Genomic DNA, 17638 nt, shown 5'->3' with positions numbered 1-17638 from the left:
GCCGCTACCTTCAATAGAAAAGTAGCGGCTTTGGTAAGGATCATTCTAAAGCAAGCTGCTAATATTTGATGATTTTGGAACTTTGCAAAGTGCTTTTCCCCATCCACTCAATAAAATAAACACCAGCAACATAATTACTCAAATCCAACCTGGCTTCAAAAGCCAGTGGGGCGATCTTGATTGTTTCGAGCTGTCGCCCGGTTGCATCACGTAAAGTGAGCTGAGCGGGTTCCTCCTGTGGCACCCAGCGTACTTCCACTAGGTCAGGAGTTGGATTGGGTGAGATACGGATGCGAAGGTCACGATCATATTTGGTAGGCAAAACAGGAAAATTGATACGGGGCAATTGCTTGTTTAGAGAAAAGCAAGCAAAAAACTCTGTATGCTCTTGTATGAGAGAATCTGTAGTGCGCTCTCGTTCCATTGCATAACGGTAAGGGCTGGAGAGGAGTGAGTCCCTTTCTAGTGGATGGAAAACAGCATAAATTCGCCCATCAGGATCAAATTTACAATTGGAGGCGAGCATAATCCCCTTGGGTGTCTCAATAGGAACTAAGGTCTCCAACTGTCCTGCCGAGGAAAAATGAGCGATAACTGAGGCATAGTTTTCAAAACTTGCTTGAATTTCTTTCCCTTCAATTTCTCTTGGAGTTTCAGCGTCTTCATTGATTACAAAGAGTGGCACCAATAAACTCCCACCTGGGCCAAAACTCCCTGGCGAGGCACTAAACAAATTACCATCGTATACAGGAATGGGAGCATTTTCCAATTGTTTTTGCCAAAGTACTTTACCATCTGCTCCAATTTTTAAAATAAAGCCATCTGCCAGATCATCTTTATTTTCAAATAAAATCTTCTCTCCAATTTGCAGTGTATCGTTGAAAGCACCAAGTACATAGGTATGACCACTAGAATCAGCAAGCATTTGGCAATCTGTTGCAGCCACAATATCTAAAGCCCATAAAAGTTTTCCGTTTGAGCTCTGTTTTAACAATAAAAATAACTCATAGTCACCTATTGGCTTTTTGATTGAATGACTTGTTCCTTCTCGAGCACTCAGGGTAAGTTCTTTTGCATCTATTCCATATATATTTCCAAAAACCAGCACAGAACCATCTTTTTGAGTGCTTGAATTAAAGGGAAGCAATATACTTCCCCCATCCATTTCAAAGGTGGTGAAATGCTCCAGTTCATTTTTGGACGAAAGTTGTAAGGTGACCACCTTGACGACGTACTGCATACGAATTAGCTTATCTCCGATACGCAACATTGGTGCATCAGTTACAAAAGTGAATATTTTTTTACCCCGGGAATCCACATGCAAGATTGGATATAAAACTTGATGATTTTCAGGCATTGCAAAGGCTATCTTGTCGATCAAGTTGCCTTGAGGAGAGTAGGTTGCAGTAAATAGGTTGTGACAAAGACCGGGACTACAGGCAGCTGCTAATCGTGTTCCACTACCAAAGTCTAGCTCATTAGACCAAAAAAGACCACTGATGATCAGGTTTTCCTGAAGGTCAAAACAAATGCTGTTTGTCCATCCCCAATGAGCCTCGTCTCCACCGTTGTAGCCAACAATTTTTCTAGCCCATTCCAGTTTTCCCTCTGAATTATGTTTTGTTAGCAGAAATGCATCATGCCCATCCGTAGTAAGGGTAGTATCTTCTAAACTGGTTTCATCTCTGAAAACTTGTAGTCGATAACTATTCCCTCGGGAGTCTACCAGCAGGTGATTGTTGGAGTAGAAAGTAAACCGCTCGGCGCGGAGGACTTCCATTTTTTTCATCCATTGGTAGTTGGGTTGCTGGCTGAATAAACTGTTTTGGAAGAACAAAAACAGTAGAGAACAATAGAATGTAGTTAGTTTCATGGAAGTGAAGTTGTTAATGGGATTAAATTGTTGTAAAATTAGAAGCTTAATATTTACCACACAATACATTTGCAAAAAAATAATTCCAATCCAGAAAAATTAACCTATAAGGGTTAGTCTAATTTTAAACACAAAACTTATCTACCATTAACTAAAAAAAATACTTTTAAATAGTGCCCAATATTATATTTACCAAATAAAATTCCATTCATGAAGAACACTCACACCCACCCATTCAGGCTTTTCCTGAGTTTGTGCCTGTTTTTGATAGGCACCTGCGCTTTTGCGCAAAAGACCATCTCCGGCAAAGTTACCGCCGATGATGATGGTTCAGCACTCATCGGTGCCTCGGTCTTTATCAAAGGAAGCACTGTAGGCACAGTCACCGACCTTGAAGGAGCTTTTACCTTACAGATTCCCGAGGGATCTACCAACACCCTGGTGGTCTCTTACACAGGGTATTCCACCCTTGAGGTTGACATGGGTACGCAGACCAGCTTCGATTTGAAGCTCAAGTCCGACGTTACCTTACTACAAGAAGCCGTGGTTACGGGGTACGGTACCCAATCGCGGCGCGACATCACTGGTGCGGTAGCCAGTGTAGACACCAAACAATTGCTCTCGGTACCCTCTACCAACGTGGCCCAAGCCATGCAAGGCCGGGTAGCCGGCGTAAACGTTAGCAACGAAAATGCTCCGGGTGGCGGCGTGATGGTGCGCATCCGGGGTTTTGGTACCATCAACGACAACTCTCCACTGTTTGTAGTTGATGGGATGCCAACCAAGGGTAACCTGAACACTTTGAACCTGAACGATGTAGAATCCATCCAAATCCTAAAAGATGCCTCTGCTGCTTCCATTTATGGCTCGCGTGCGGGCAACGGGGTAGTGATCATCACCACCAAGCGAGGCAAAAGTGGCAAGCCAAAATTCAGCTACGACGCCTACTACGGAACCCAAACGCCCATCAAGTTTTTGGACCTCTTGAATACCCAGGAGTATGTTAATTTACTTTGGGAGTCACGGATCAATGCCGAAAACCCGGGTTTGCTCGTGGACGGTAAAATCTCCGATCCTTCCAAAATTGTTTACCCCAATATCCCGATGTTTGGGGGTAAAGTAGCTACTCCGATTATCCCTGATTACATTTTCCCAGTTGGTGCCGTAGGTACTGTTGATGAAAGCAAGTACAGCGTTTCACCCAAAAACCTGATCACCAAAGCCAATAAGGTAGGGACAGACTGGTTTGACGAAATCTTCGATTCTGCACCCATTCAAAACCACCAAATTGGGGTAAGTGGCGCAAATGAACAGGCGCGGTACTCCATGTCGATGAACTACTTCGATCAGCAAGGGATCATGGATTACACCAGCTTTAAGCGTTATTCCTTGCGGGCGAATACCGAATTTAATGTGAGTAAAAAAATCCGCCTGGGCGAAAACATGCAATTGGCCTATGGCGAACAGATTGGCCAACCCAACGGCAACCAAAACGAAAGCAACCCGATTTCTTTTGCTTACCGGGTTCCACCCATCACACCAGTTTATGACGTAAAAGGGTATTTCGCCGGCTCTCCCACCGTGTTGGATAACTCACGTAGCCCTGTAGCAGAGTTATACCGCAACAAAGACAACAAGAGCAAGGAAATTCGCTTGTTTGGCAATGCCTTTGTAGAAGCAGATATCCTCAAGGATTTGACTGCCCGCAGCCAGTTTGGGGTAGACTATGGCATCTTTAACCTTCGTCGTTACCGCGCCAACGACCCTGAATCACCAGAGCCCGTTGGAAACAACAACCTGAACACTTCCAACAGTTACGACGTAACCTGGACCTGGTACAATACCCTTACCTATTCCAAAGAGCTTGGGGAAAAACACCGCATCAATGCCCTGATCGGTACCGAGGCAATCAAAAACTACTTTGAGTTTTTCAGTGGTGAAAGAAATGGTTTCGCCGTGGATGATTTGCCCAACCGCTACCTCAGTGCAGGCCGGGCTGGTATCAACAACACTGGCGGCGCCGCTGAATGGTTGTTGGCTTCGGAGTTTGGACGTCTGAACTACGTCTATGACGACAAATACCTGATCGATGCAACGGTGCGCCGCGACCGCTCTTCCCGTTTTGCACCAGAATTCCGTACCGCCATTTTCCCGGCACTTAGTGCGGGCTGGGTAGTGTCAAAAGAAGGGTTTCTAGCAAACAGTCAGGCCATTACCTTTGCCAAACTGCGCGTAGGTTGGGGCCAAACGGGTAACCAGGAAATTGGTAACTACAACGCCTTTTCTACTTTTGCAACTTCTCCGGAATCTTCATTTTACGACCTTTCTGGTTCCAGAACCTCTTCACAGCCTGGTTACGAGCTGGGTCAATTCGGCAACGCCAAAGCCAAATGGGAAACCACAACCTCGCTCAATGCCGGTTTTGATATGACTTTGTGGGGTGGCAAGTTCGATATTGCCTTCGACTGGTTCGATCGCCGTACCACGGATATGCTCTTCCCTGTTGAAGTTCAGTTTACTCAAGGTGTTGCGACTAACCCATTTCAGAACATCGGTGAAATGCAGAATACCGGGGTTGAATTGGGCTTGAACTATCGTGGCAAAAGTGGAGAGTTTTCTTATACCATCGGAGCCAATTTCTCTACTTACAAAAACACAGTGATCAAAACCAACGGAGACCCTAAAACCCAATACTTTGGATTCAGCAACCTGCGCTTACCAACAGGTACTGTTTCCGTAACTCAACAGGGCTTTCCCCTGGCGTCCTTCTTCGGCTACGACATTCTGGGCATTTTCCAAACTGATGCTGAAGCTGCTGAAGCTCCAGTTCAGTTCGGCGGTGGTTCAATGAACAAAGCGGGTGCCTTCAAATACCGGGATGTAAACGGCGACCGGATCATCAACTCTGCGGATCGCACCATCATTGGTAGCCCACACCCTGATTTCACCTACGGTATCAACCTGAGCTTCAATTACAAAAACTTCCAACTCGACATCTTTGGCCAAGGGGTTCAAGGCAACGAACTGTTCAACTACGTTCGTTACTGGACCGACTTCCCAACCTTTGGTGGCAACCGCTCACAGCGCATGTACGAGGATTCCTGGCGCCCTGGCAAAACCGATGCCAAACTGCCAATTCCACGTTCCAACGACGTTATCAGCTCCAACCCTTCCACTTATTACCTGGAAGATGGTTCCTATTTCCGTTTGAAAAACGTGCAGTTGACTTACAACTTGCCACAAAAACTGATGTCCCGCTTGGGAATCGGCGGTTTGCGGGTATGGGCTCAAGGTCAAAACGTATTGACCATCACCAAGTATGAAGGACTTGATCCAGAAGTAAACCTGCGGAGCTACTCTGCTGGTTCTGACCGGCAAATCGGGGTAGACGAAGGTACCTATCCTGCTTACCGCTCCATCAACTTTGGCCTCGGCTTAACGTTCTAAATCAATTTCCAAGAGCACAGTCTTTTGGACTATTAAAATGATTTCAACCATGAAAAAAATAAAAATCATAAGTGCAGTAATGGTGGCCATGCTTTCGGCTGCTTCCTGCAACGATGAGTTTCTATCGGTTACCCCTTTGGGTGTATTGAGTGAAGCCACCCTGAGCAATGCTGCCGGAGTCAATCTGGTACTAACCGGGGCTTATTCCCTTTTGGACGGCGTACAAACCAACGTGGGTTCTCCATTCCCTGACTGGACAGGCTCTGCTGACAATTGGGTGTACGGGTCGGTCACTTCGGATGACGCTTATAAAGGTAGTAATGCCGGGGACCAACCCGAAATTTCCCTCATCGAAGCGTTTACCCATACATCAGACTTGACCCACTTCCGGGGCAAATGGCGGGCAGTTTACGATGGCGTAGCCCGTTCTAATGACGTCATCCAACTGGCCCCCAAAGCCACTGACTTGAGCGACGCAGATAAAAACCTGGCGATTGCACAAGCCCGTTTCCTGCGTGGGCACTATCACTTTGAGGCGCGTAAAATGTTCAACAAGGTGCCTTATGTTGATGATAAAACCTACAACGCTGCTGACGCACAAAGCACCAAATTGCCCAATGACAAGGAAATTTGGCCAAACATCGAAGCAGATTTGAAATTTGCTTATGACAACCTACCCAACCGCTGGGCGGGCGCACCTGGCCGGGCTACCAAATGGGCAGCGGGAGCTACCCTCGCCAAGGCCTATCTTTTCCAGGGTAAATACGCTGAAGCCAAGCCAATTTTGGAAGCCATCATCAATACTGGTGGTTACAAACTGGTCGACAATTACCACGACAATTTCCGGGCAGCAACCAACAACAACTCGGAGTCCATCTTTGAAATCCAGCACTCCGTAAACGATGGTGCGGCTATTTCGAACAATGGCAACCGTGGCGCAACCCTCAACTATCCTTATGGTGGTGGCGCATTGACCACCTGCTGCGGCTTTTTCCAGCCTTCTCAAAACCTGGTCAATGCCTTCAAAACGGATGCTGATGGCTTGCCATTGATCAGCAATTTTAATCAAGGAGATGTACCAGGTACCAATTCTCAGACTTATGCAGGTAACCTCGATCCACGCCTCGACTGGACAGTTGGCCGCGAAGGGGTTCCTTACCTCGATTGGGGCATCCACAACTCCCAATATATACGCGACCCTGCTTATGCGGGGCCTTTTTCGCCCAAGAAAAATGCGCCTTACCGTTCTGAAAATGGCACCAACACCTGGACAGGTAACCCTCGCCAGAACGCCAACAACTACCGGATCATTCGCCTGTCACACGTGATCCTTTGGTTGGCTGAATGTGAAGTGGAAATTGGTAGCCTGGACAAAGCACGGGAATTGGTGAATCAGATTCGCAAACGTGCCGCCAATCCTAATGGTGTAGTAAAACTGGCGAATGGCAATCCTGCTGGGAACTATGTGATCAAGGAATACGCAACGCCATGGACCGACAAAGCTGCGGCACGCAATGCGGTGCGCTTTGAGCAGCGTCTGGAATTTGCGATGGAAGGACACCGTTTCTTTGACCTGGTGCGTTGGGGTATTGCCGATCAGGTAATCAATGATTATTTGAGCGTTGAACAAAACCGCCGGGTTTATTTGAAGGGCGCAAAATTTGTCAAGGGCAAACACGAATATTTCCCTATACCTGCTCAGGAGATTCTGAATAGTGCCATTGGAGGGACGCCTACTTTGGTGCAGAATCCGGGGTACTAGGGTAGTTGAGGAGTTTTAAGTTGAGGAGTTGAAGGCTGCCGCAGCGGCTTGGAAGTAAACATTGTCCAAGTCACTGCGGTAGCCCTCAACTCCTCAACTTAAAACTCCTCAACTCCTCAACCTTATTCTTTAAACTCCACCTCTATCCCCATCATATCCACTCCAGCTAATCGCATTTTTTGTTTGCCATGCACCTGATATCCTTTCCCCGGTAAATATTCTAATTCCTGCCAGGTGCTGGCCATGATACTTTTCAAACGGTTCTCAATGGCGATTTGTGCCACCTGGTTTTGATCAAAAGAAATGGCAATTTTTCGGGTTTTGAGCTGATCATCCAGGGCTTTATAGGTAATCGAACGGATTTCATTCCCTTCTTTAAGCGTATCCGCGCTGTATTTTTCCCGCCAGGATAATTTGTTGATGTCGGAATGGACGAATACGGCTAGTTCCTTTTCGTAGTCCAGTTTTTGATTGGATAAGACATCCTCTTTTTTGTTGTACTTGACCGTTTTGTTGGCTTTGGTTTGGGCACTGTTGAGTTGTTTGATTTCTGCGTTAAAGAACCCGGCGAGATCGAAAAAGTAAGGATCTTCCTTGGTGCCAGGCTTTTTTGTTGTTTCGGTGTTGTTGCAGCTCCAGATCAGGGCCAGGGCGAAAAAGAGAAGGATGTATTTTGGCATGAGTCGTTTTTTTTCACATAAACACTATTAGGTGTGTACTGGGTTTTGCCTGATGTCAACTAGTTTGTATTTAAGGTAGACCTTGGCACTGTAAAGACGCACGGCCGTGCGTCTCTACAGTGCCAAGGTTTGTAGCCTTGTCTTAAGGCGTTATCGCTCAACCAATACCTCACCCGTCATCTCCGCCGGAGCAGGAACGCCCATCAGGTTGAGGATAGTCGGGGCGATATCGCCCAATTTCCCAGCTTTCACCTTAGCACCAGCCGCTTGAGCACTGACATAAATGATCGGTACCGGGTTTTTGGTATGCGCCGTATTGGGCGTTCCATCATCGTTGATCATGTAATCGGAATTTCCGTGATCAGCGATGATGATGCAGTCATAATCGTAATCCAGGGCAGTATTGACCAACTTGTTCATGCAGGAATCAACCGTTTCTACTGCTTTCATCGCCGCAGAAAACACCCCGGTATGCCCCACCATGTCGGCGTTGGCGTAGTTGAGGCAAATGAAATCGGGCTGGTTTTGCACGATGTCGGTCACAATCGCGTCCGTTATGCCTACTGCACTCATTTCGGGCTGGAGGTCATAAGTAGCGACTTTGGGCGAAGGCACCAATAGGCGACGTTCACCTTCAAATGGCTCTTCCCGACCACCGTTGAAGAAAAAGGTAACGTGAGGGTATTTTTCAGTCTCAGCAATCCGCACCTGGGTTTTGCCCGCTTTGGACAATACTTCACCCAGGGTATTGCGCAGGTTGTCGTTTTGGAAAATGACGTCCACGTTTTGGTAGGTTTCATCATAACTCGTCATGGTGACGTAGTGTAGATTCAATTTGTGCATCCCAAACTCGGGGAAATCGGTTTGAGTCAACACCTGGGAGATTTCCCGTGGGCGGTCGGTGCGGAAATTGAAACACAGCAAAGAGTCTCCATCCTGAATTTTGGCCAAAGCCTGTCCTTGCGCATCCGTACACAAGATGGGTTTGATGAATTCATCCGTTTCGTTTACCGCGTAGCGCGCTTCGAAGGTTTTGATCACATCCGTCGTGGCTTCACCTACTCCATTGACCATCAAGTCATAAGCCAGTTTAACCCGCTCCCAACGTTTATCCCGGTCCATGGCGAAATACCGCCCAACCACCGAAGCCAACTTCGTCGCTTTATTGGCCGTGTAGTCAACAATTTCTTGCAAAAAGCCAAGCCCGCTCTTGGGATCACAATCGCGCCCATCGGTAAAGGCGTGGATAAATGCCTGTTTGAGGCCCTGCTCTTCCACAATGTCGATGATGGCCTTCAAATGGTTGATGTGTGAATGCACGCCACCGTCAGATACTAACCCTATAATGTGGAAAGGTTTGTTATTGTCTTTCGCGTATTGAATGGCCTTGAGCAAGGTGGGGTTTTGGTGGAGTTCCCGTTCCCGTACCGCTTTGTTGATACGCGCCAATTCCTGGTACACGACCCGGCCTGCTCCAATGTTGAGGTGGCCTACTTCCGAATTGCCCATTTGCCCATCGGGCAAACCCACCAATTCGCTATGGGTCACGAGGGTGGCATGGGGGTATTGTTGATATAAAGCATCTACAAAGGGAGTATTGGCTTGTGCAATAGCATCAGCGAAGGGTACTTGTCCTAAGCCCCATCCATCCATAATGACCAGAAGAACTTTTTTTGTGCTCATGTTTGGTTTATCGTGTAGTTGAATACCTATAAAAAGGATTTCGCGCCGAAATTAACACAAGCAACTGATAGTTAAAGCGCAGAAAGCCTTTTTCTCTCATAAAAACAATGCAAAGGATAAAAAAGGCGTTCTGTATTTGACTGTTCAAAAAAAAATTGTTACTATCACCCGACGATTGCGTCAAAAATGGGAAAACAAGCAGAAGTGCAAGCTTTCAAGATTTGCAACCAAAAGTGGAACAAATCAAAAAGCTCAAAACACTTCTAGCTGCAACCAAATGTGAAGGAGGTAAATCATGATGATGAAACTCTACTTTTTCAAGGTCGATCGTTCTCTTTAAAACTAACCGGTCGGCCTCAACCCATAAAAGGACGACTATGAAAAGCATGTTCATATTGCTGGTAACCCTGATGATCTGGGACCAGCAGCTCGCTCTCGACAGTATTACCAAAGCCATCAGCACGGGTAACGTGACTGCTTTGGAACCATACCTGGACAAATCGGTAGAAATTGCCATTTTGGAGCAGGAGAATGTGTACGGCAAAACTGAAGCCATACAAATTCTGAAAAACTTCTTTGGCAAAAACAAACCACAGACCTTCAGCCAAATGCACACGGGTCAATCCAAAGGTAAAGAAGCCCAATACAGCATTGGTAACCTGACCACTTCTGCTGGTACCTTCCGCGTATACATCTACGCAAGGGTGGAAGCGGATAAGTATTATGTGCAGGAACTGAGGTTTGATAAAGAATAAGTTGAGGAGTTGAGGAGTTTAGAAGTTGAGGCTACCGCAAGAAGCATTGACAATGTCTCTTGCGGTAGCCTCAACTTCTAAACTCCTCAACTCCTCAACTTTTACCTAAACTCCCAATTGTATTGATCCAACTGCTGCAAAGCCACAATTAGCAAGTCAGTACAATTTTGAATATCTGTCTTATTCGCCATTTCAATCGTTTGGTGGATGTGCCGCAAAGGGATTGAAATCGCTCCCGCAATTGCTCCTTTTTTTCCATAACGTTGTACTCCGGCCGTATCGGTGCCGCCCGCTGGCAAAATCTCGGGTTGCCAGGGGATGTTGTGTTGATCGGCAATTTCTTTCAGGTAGCGCACCATGCGGTAATCCGAAATCACACTTCCATCCAGAATTTTGATGCCGGCACCTTTGCCCAATTTGGTCACCGCTTCCTGTGCCTGAGCACCAGGGGTGTCAAAAGCAATGGTTACATCCAATCCAAATCCAAAGTCAGGATCAATACCATGAGCAGCGGAGATGGCCCCACGCAATCCTACCTCTTCCTGAACGGTAAAGACACCGTAAATGTCGTAAGGGACTTCTTTGCCTTTTAAGGCGCGCAGGGTTTCGAGCAGTATGAATACCGAAACCCGGTTGTCCAGCGACTTGCTGTTGACACAATCGCCCATCTCAATCAGCTCCCGTTCACGGGTCACCGGGTCACCAATCGAAACAATTTTCAGCACTTCCTCTTTGCGCATGCCCAAATCAATGTAGTAATCGGTAATAGGCACCACTTTGCTGCGCTCTTCGGGTTTCATCAGGTGGATGGGTTTGGAGCCCATTACCCCGATGACGTCTTTTTTGCCGTGTACAATTACCCGTTGGGAAGTCAGGGTTTTGGGGTCAAAACCACCGAGGGGATGAAAAAAAAGAAAACCTTCTTCATCAATGTGATTGACGATGAAGCCAATTTCATCGAGGTGGGCAGCAATCATCGCGCGTTTGCGTTCTTTCCCTCTTTTGACAGCAACGACGTTGCCCATGTTGTCGATGCTCACTTCGTCGGCCAAATCCTGGAGTTCTTTCAGCACCAATTGGCGGATGCGGTGTTCAAAACCCGGTGCACCGGGGGTTTCACAAATGCGTTTAAGCAATTGAACGTTAATCATAGTAATGTTTGTGTTATCCTCTCAATACTGCATAATGGTATTGAAAACAAGTTTTCTATCAAGTGAATACGTTTCAGATGGGACTATTTCAATACCGGGAAGAGAAAAGTGTCTATAGTAAGGATCAGTACTTATTTATGAACGAGAAAAAACGCTTCGAGCGCGTAAATTTAACCAAATTTGCGCGAGTTGTATAAGAACGGTAAAAAATCAATAAAGTTGAAAATAGCCATCAATGCCCGCTTTCTACAGACGGGTAACCTGGAAGGAATCGGCTGGTATACTTACGAACTGTGCAAACGTTGGGTGCAAAATCACCCCGAAGGTCAGTTTATTTTGATTTACGATCGTCCGCAGACCGAATGGCTAATCACCGGAAAAAATGTAAAAACGGTAGTGATTGGGCCCAAGGCCCGGCATTTTTTCTCCTTTTGGTACTGGTTTGATGTACAGGTTCCCAAAATATTGCGGCAGGAGCAAGTGGATGTTTTTTTTTCACCTGATAATTTTTTGAGCCTCCAAACCACCGTCCCTACGGTGTTGACCACCCACGACATTGCCCATTTTCATTACCCCCGGCAAGTTGCCTGGATGCATCGACCTTATTACCGCTTGTTTATCCCGAGATTTTTAAAAAAAGCCACCCATATCGTTTGTGTGGCTGAACACGGTAAAACAGACCTGGTTGCACATTATCAGGTTCCAGCAGAGAAAATTACCGTGGTTCCAAACGGCACCCGTGCCATTTTTCAACCCTTGAGCGAAGCAGAAAAAAAACAGGTGAAATCACGGTTTAGCGGGGGAGTCGATTATTTTTTCTTCCTGGGTGCCATCCATCCACGCAAAAACCTGCTGGGATTGCTGCGAGCCTATGAGTTGTTTCGGGAGAAAAGTGAGGCACCTGTAAAGCTTTTGATCGCAGGGAAGTTGGCCTGGCAAGTGCAGGAAATCACCGCTGCACATGCAGCCTCTACCTACCGGGATGACATCCTCTTTCTAGGTTACCTCCCCGAAGAAACAGCAGCAGAACTAATGGCTTCCGCCCTGGCTTTGACTTATCTTTCCTTTTTTGAAGGATTTGGCTTGCCTGTTTTGGAAGCCCTCTGCACTGACACTCCGGTGATTACCTCCAATACTTCTTCCTTGCCGGAAGTAGCTGGTGAGGCGGCTCTATTGGTTGATCCCTATGATGTAGAGGAGATTGCTGCGGCGATGTTGCGCATTTGGGATGAACCGGACCTACGGGAGGATTTGGTCAAAAAAGGCCAGCTGCAACGGCAACAGTTCTCCTGGGATAAAGCAGCAGTTGACATTTATAACATCTTGCAAGCAGTAAAAATGTAAAAACCATTCCACCGAAGGTGGGGTGCTAAACTCACAAAAAAATAACACCATGAATTTGCGGATCAAATACTTCCTTTTGATTCTCGTTTTGCACGGGGTGATCATATACCTGGCCTTCCGGGTGCTGTATGAAAACAAAGTTGTCTTCATCGCCTCCGAGCTTTTGGTGTTGGTATCGCTGTATTTTTCTTATGCCATATTCCGGGACGTACACCGCCCGTTCCAGTATATTTTATCGGGCATTGAGGCCATTCGTGATCAGGATTTTTCCATCACCTTTCGGCCCACGGGCAACCGCGAAGTGGACGAACTCATCGCCGTGTACAACAGCATGATCGAACAACTACGCGTCGAACGTACCCAATTGGCAGAGCAACATTATTTTTTGGAAAAACTGATCAAAGCCTCGCCTATTGCCATTTTGATCCTGGATTTTGACGACCATTTGAGTGAAATCAACCCTAAAGCTCAGGATTTATTGGGCTTGTCGCCTCTGGATCAGAGTTGGCACAATCGGCCACTGGCAACCTTGGCCCATCCACTTACGCCGCACCTGATCCCCTTAAAAAACGGCGACCACCAAACCATTGCCATCAACGGCATCGAAACCTACAAAGTACAGCGCTCCTTTTTTATGGATCGGGGTTTTCAGCGCCCCTTCATCATGGTGGAAGAGCTCAGCGAAGAGCTGCTTGCTTCCGAAAAAAAGGCCTACGGCAAAGTTATCCGCATGATGGCCCACGAGGTCAACAATACCGTGGGAGCCATCAATTCTATCATCGACAGCACAAAACGCTACCTGATAAAGCAGGAAGAAAATCAATTCTCCGCCGCGCTGGCCGTCGCCTATTCCCGTAATGAACGCCTCAATTTGTTCATGCGCCGCTTTGCTGATGTGGTCCGCCTGCCGCAGCCGCAGTTGGAGTACCGGGATTTTAATGGGGTCTTGCAAGATGCTATCACATTGCACCAACCACTGTTTGTGGAAAAAGGGGTGCAGCTGAGTTTTACATCTTCGCCACTACCTGTCCGCATCAAGGTGGATGTACAACAAATGGAGCAGGTACTGATCAACATCCTGAAAAATGCGCTGGAGGCTTGTATAGCTGGGCAACAGGTGGAAGTGGTTTTGGCAGCAAACAGTTTGAACATTCGCAACAATGGCGCTCCAATTCCCAAGGATCATGAGCACCTTTTATTTACCCCTTTTTTTAGCAATAAGACGGAGGGCCAGGGCATTGGGCTAACCTTGATTCGGGATATTTTGATGGGGCATGGGTGGAAGTTTTCGCTGAGGATGGAGGAGGATGGCTGGACTTGGTTTCGGATTTGGTGGGGGTAGCATTATTTATTTTTTATCCTTATCTTTATTGGCCATAATAGTGGGGCAAAAATAAATGTTCATTTTTCCTAAGCCATAGGATTAGATAAGACACTTAAATTGAACCGTTTACTCATCTAATCCTATGGCAAAATGAGCATTTATTTTTTTATCGCCCCATAAACGCTTCATTCATGACCATCAGAGAAGAAATCATCGAATCGATTGTGCCAGACTATGAAGCTGAAATTGAAAAGCCAAGTGGAAAAAATCATGCCCACATTCAAAGCCGCTTGATCATTGAGCTCGCTCAATTCGAGCATCTGTATGACGCATTGCCCGAGCTCGACCTGGAACTACCTGGTCGCGCCCGACCTGACATTTGTATTTACCCCAACCTCTCCTATGATTGGTGGGCCGAAGAACACAAAGTCAAAGAAACGCCCATCACCACCATCGAAATTCTTTCCTATCAACAAGGGGTAGAAGACCTGATTGACAAAGCCAAAAATATTTATTTCCCGGCGGGAGTGAAGTCTGCCTGGTTTGTGGAGCCTGCTTTTGGGATCATTCATGTGGTGATGGCGGATCGGGAGACGTTGACTTTTACGCGGAAGGAGACTTTGGAAGATCCGATGACGGGGGTGAGGATTGAGTTGGGGAAGGTGTTTAAGTGAGAGGAAATATTAGCACTTTGGAACTTGTGGGTAATGAAATTTGTACTTATATATTGATAGTAAGTTGTCTTTTTCTAAAAGCGGGATGGTTTTAAGTGTTTTGAGTCAACCGACCAAAATGCAACTAAGAATACCCCCCTAATAGAATAACAATATAAAAATAAAACAATTCAAGAATGATTGGCAAAGTACTTGTTCATAATATCGAGAAATATTTTCTTCCGAAATTCTCGGAAGCAAAGCAAGAGTTGGCCCAAAAAGATACTGCGAAGGCATCTAATGAAATTCTTCAAATTCAAAAACAAGGATTAGTAGTAGAAAAAGACATTTTATCTCGATTTGAAAAACTTCAAATATCTAACCAAATCAGCATTGATACATTTGAATCGATTAAAAAAGATATTGGGAATTTAAACGAAAGTTTCAAAATTTTTGCGATTAAGTCATTTGATGAACTTCAAGAGATAAACAGAAATGTTAAACATGGATTAAATGATATTAATTCAAGCGTTTTGCTTGTAAATAATTCTATTGTAAATTCGAGTAATCGAATTATTTCCCAAATTACATTACTCCAAAAAGAACTGTTATATGTACTTTCCAACCCTGGAGAAGTAATTTCAGGAGAAAAAAGAAAGAAAGCTCGGGAGCAAATGGAACAAGCCTACTCATCTGTCAAATTCAAGGAGGAGAATTTGGCAGAAGCAATTGCTCTTTATGTTAGTTCGCTTAAACATGAAATAGGCAGGTACGATGGATTAGCATGGTTAGAGTTGGGTTTTGCATACAGTTTTGTAAATGAAATTGATTATGCTAAAATTGCTTTTACAAACGCTATACGATACAGTGAGATCGGACGCAAAAACATTCTTTTAAAGATTGATGCATTAATCAATTTGATCGAAATTAATATATTCCAAAAAGAATTTGAGGAGGGGTATAAAAATGTGAAGGAGGCATTATCTCATGACCCACAAAACGCATCATTGTTGGTGCAAAAAGGAATTCTCGAAGTATGCTTGGATTTGAAAGAGCCCGCCATTAAATCTTTTCGATTAGCTTTAAATCTAAATCCTGAGTCCTTCCATAAAATCCTTAATACTGACGACAATCTAATACCAGGTGATTTTATTGAAAAGCTTACTCGAGTAATTAAAACTGAAGAAAGAATTAAACTAAAAGAAGAATATTTGAATTTTTTAAAATTAAAAAAAGCATTTGAAAGTATTTGGACTAAAGATAGCACAAATGAATTAATTCAAATAGTCAATAAGATAAATAAAGTAATGGAATTGCAAAATAATGCAGACATTTCAAGTATTATTGACCTGAAAGGCTGGAATTTTGAAGCTAATGCACTATTATCTAACCTAACAGATAAAACTGAAGAAATATTAAAAAATGAGTCTAGTCAAAATGAAAAAAACATTCAAGATAAGAAGGGAGAAATCGAAAAACTCGAGTATTTAGAAGCTGACGAAATTAGAAGGGAAAATAAGGATGCTGTATATCAGCTAGAAATGGCAAAAAAAAACAAGTACCTTAGACCAAGGTATTCAGAATACATTGAAAAATTTAACGACTTAAAAAAAGTATTTCCAATACTTTTAGTAGCAGTATGGTTTGTTTATATAGTTACAGAAACTGAACCTGAAGAATTATTTTTTGCCAAAGTTGTTGGTTTAATAATATTGGGAGGCATTGTGTATCTTCTTGGTCTGGGAGTTAGCCACATATTAAAATGGATTATCCCATTATATTTCTACTTCTATGATTTTTATATAAATGAAGCTGAAACAAAAAAAGCATTTGAGATGGACATTAAAGAACAAATAAAATCTCTTAAAACCCAAATCGAGAACAGGGAAAAAGATATAAAAGCTAAGCGAATAAATGAAAGGAAGCGACTCAGTTCAGAGTTAACTTCTCTTAGTCAAGAACGTGACATTCTAAATCAAATGAAAAGGCAAATGGATGAAATTAGAAAAAGAGAATGAGGGTTAACGCTAATGTGCACGAAGCCAATATTCCTTTTTTAATCTTCAAGACAATATACATCCAAAATTAGTTAATGATGTCATACCTCTATGGTTAAAATTGAAGCAGTTTTTCGACTTTCCTTCCCTATCTTTACCCCAAATCCAAACAATGACGCTCACTACACACAACACTTTCCCCACCGTAGCTGAACTGACCAGCACCTTTGCCGATTGGCTCGGTGAGTTGGTCGCTTCCAAAGACAGCTTCTCCATCGCACTCTCCGGCGGCCGTACCCCCATCTTCATTTTCGACTATTTGGTGGCCAACTACCGCGACAAAATTGAATGGCAAAAAATCAAGTTTTACTGGGGCGACGAGCGTTGTGTGTCTCCTGAAGATGAAGAAAGCAACTACCGCGCGGCCATGGAGCACCTTTTGTTGCCCCTCGGTATTCCCGCTGCCAACATCTTCCGCATCCAGGGAGAGGATGACCCGGCCGAAGAAGCGCTACGCTACGCACAAGTCCTGCGCGACACCCTGCCTATTGTAAATGGTGTGCCCAAACTGGATTTGGTGCTCTTAGGCATGGGCGCTGACGGCCATACCGCCTCCATTTTCCCCAATCGCCTGGATTTATTGGCTTCTGCGCGGGTATGTGAGGCAGTTACCCACCCTGAATCCGGCCAGTCCCGGGTGACCATCACCATGCAGGTCATCAACCGTGCCGAGCGGGTCGTTTTTTTGGTCACCGGTGCCGACAAAACCGAAAAAGTAAAACTCATTACCGGAGGCAAACAAAACGCCAAACTTTTCCCCGCCACCTACGTGAACCCATCCAGCGGACAATTATATTGGCTTTTTGACCAGGCAGCCAATCCAAAACCATAGCTTATTTGGCAAAAAACAAAAAACAGTATTTTTCTTAAGTTTGGATGATTATTTCCAAACAAGGTTGCTATATTGGG

The 17638-nt window shown here is 45.0% G+C and carries 12 protein-coding genes; 8 read left to right on the top strand and 4 right to left on the bottom strand.

All coding sequences use genetic code 11. From position 1 onward, the window contains the following. Positions 1-58: 58 nt before the first annotated feature. Positions 59-1873, bottom strand: a complete 1815-nt coding sequence (locus tag ACO08K_RS17945; protein WP_421797790.1) for a T9SS type A sorting domain-containing protein — start codon at positions 1871-1873, stop codon at positions 59-61. Positions 1874-2083: 210 nt separating this feature from the next. Between ACO08K_RS17945 and ACO08K_RS17940 the strand changes: the two genes are divergently transcribed. Continuing rightward, entirely contained in the window at positions 2084-5320 is a 3237-nt protein-coding gene (locus tag ACO08K_RS17940; protein WP_421797789.1) for a SusC/RagA family TonB-linked outer membrane protein, read from the top strand. Between the two features lie 49 nt (positions 5321-5369). After that, the gene (locus tag ACO08K_RS17935) at positions 5370-7082 is read left to right on the top strand and encodes a RagB/SusD family nutrient uptake outer membrane protein (protein ID WP_421797788.1); all 1713 of its coding nucleotides are present in this window, start codon (positions 5370-5372) and stop codon (positions 7080-7082) included. A gap of 122 nt (positions 7083-7204) precedes the next feature. Here the strand turns inward: ACO08K_RS17935 and ACO08K_RS17930 are convergent, their stop codons facing one another. Together ACO08K_RS17930 and gpmI are read right to left on the bottom strand one after the other, a co-directional pair. Continuing rightward, on the bottom strand, positions 7205-7762 hold the full coding sequence (locus tag ACO08K_RS17930; RefSeq protein WP_421797787.1) for a hypothetical protein: 558 nt from the start codon (positions 7760-7762) through the stop codon (positions 7205-7207). 150 nt (positions 7763-7912) lie between these two features. Beyond that, on the bottom strand, positions 7913-9445 hold the full coding sequence (gene gpmI / locus ACO08K_RS17925) for a 2,3-bisphosphoglycerate-independent phosphoglycerate mutase (RefSeq protein ID WP_421797786.1): 1533 nt from the start codon (positions 9443-9445) through the stop codon (positions 7913-7915). 377 nt (positions 9446-9822) lie between these two features. Between gpmI and ACO08K_RS17920 the strand changes: the two genes are divergently transcribed. Further along, on the top strand, positions 9823-10200 hold the full coding sequence (locus tag ACO08K_RS17920) for a DUF4783 domain-containing protein (RefSeq protein ID WP_421797785.1): 378 nt from the start codon (positions 9823-9825) through the stop codon (positions 10198-10200). Between the two features lie 101 nt (positions 10201-10301). On the opposite strand, the gene ACO08K_RS17915 is transcribed toward ACO08K_RS17920, so the two are convergent. Next, on the bottom strand, positions 10302-11351 hold the full coding sequence (locus ACO08K_RS17915; RefSeq protein WP_421797784.1) for a M42 family metallopeptidase: 1050 nt from the start codon (positions 11349-11351) through the stop codon (positions 10302-10304). A gap of 219 nt (positions 11352-11570) precedes the next feature. Here ACO08K_RS17915 and ACO08K_RS17910 point away from each other — a divergent pair, with 219 nt between their 5' ends. From ACO08K_RS17910 to pgl, 5 genes are all read left to right on the top strand, one after another. After that, entirely contained in the window at positions 11571-12695 is a 1125-nt protein-coding gene (locus ACO08K_RS17910) for a glycosyltransferase family 4 protein (RefSeq protein WP_421797783.1), read from the top strand. Positions 12696-12744: 49 nt separating this feature from the next. After that, positions 12745-14037 carry a sensor histidine kinase gene (locus ACO08K_RS17905; protein ID WP_421797782.1) on the top strand — a complete coding sequence of 431 codons (1293 nt, stop codon included), beginning with the start codon at positions 12745-12747 and terminating at the stop codon, positions 14035-14037. A gap of 173 nt (positions 14038-14210) precedes the next feature. Continuing rightward, complete coding sequence (locus tag ACO08K_RS17900; RefSeq protein WP_421797781.1) at positions 14211-14693, top strand: Uma2 family endonuclease; 483 nt, start codon at positions 14211-14213, stop codon at positions 14691-14693. Between the two features lie 176 nt (positions 14694-14869). After that, positions 14870-16690 carry a tetratricopeptide repeat protein gene (locus ACO08K_RS17895; RefSeq protein WP_421797780.1) on the top strand — a complete coding sequence of 607 codons (1821 nt, stop codon included), beginning with the start codon at positions 14870-14872 and terminating at the stop codon, positions 16688-16690. A 151-nt stretch (positions 16691-16841) separates the two neighbouring features. Then, positions 16842-17561 carry a 6-phosphogluconolactonase gene (gene pgl, locus ACO08K_RS17890; protein ID WP_421797779.1) on the top strand — a complete coding sequence of 240 codons (720 nt, stop codon included), beginning with the start codon at positions 16842-16844 and terminating at the stop codon, positions 17559-17561. Positions 17562-17638 lie beyond the last annotated feature (77 nt).

The organism is Haliscomenobacter sp., assembly GCF_965225875.1.
GTDB lineage: Bacteria > Bacteroidota > Bacteroidia > Chitinophagales > Saprospiraceae > Haliscomenobacter.
This window is presented reverse-complemented; position numbering and strand designations above follow the sequence as displayed.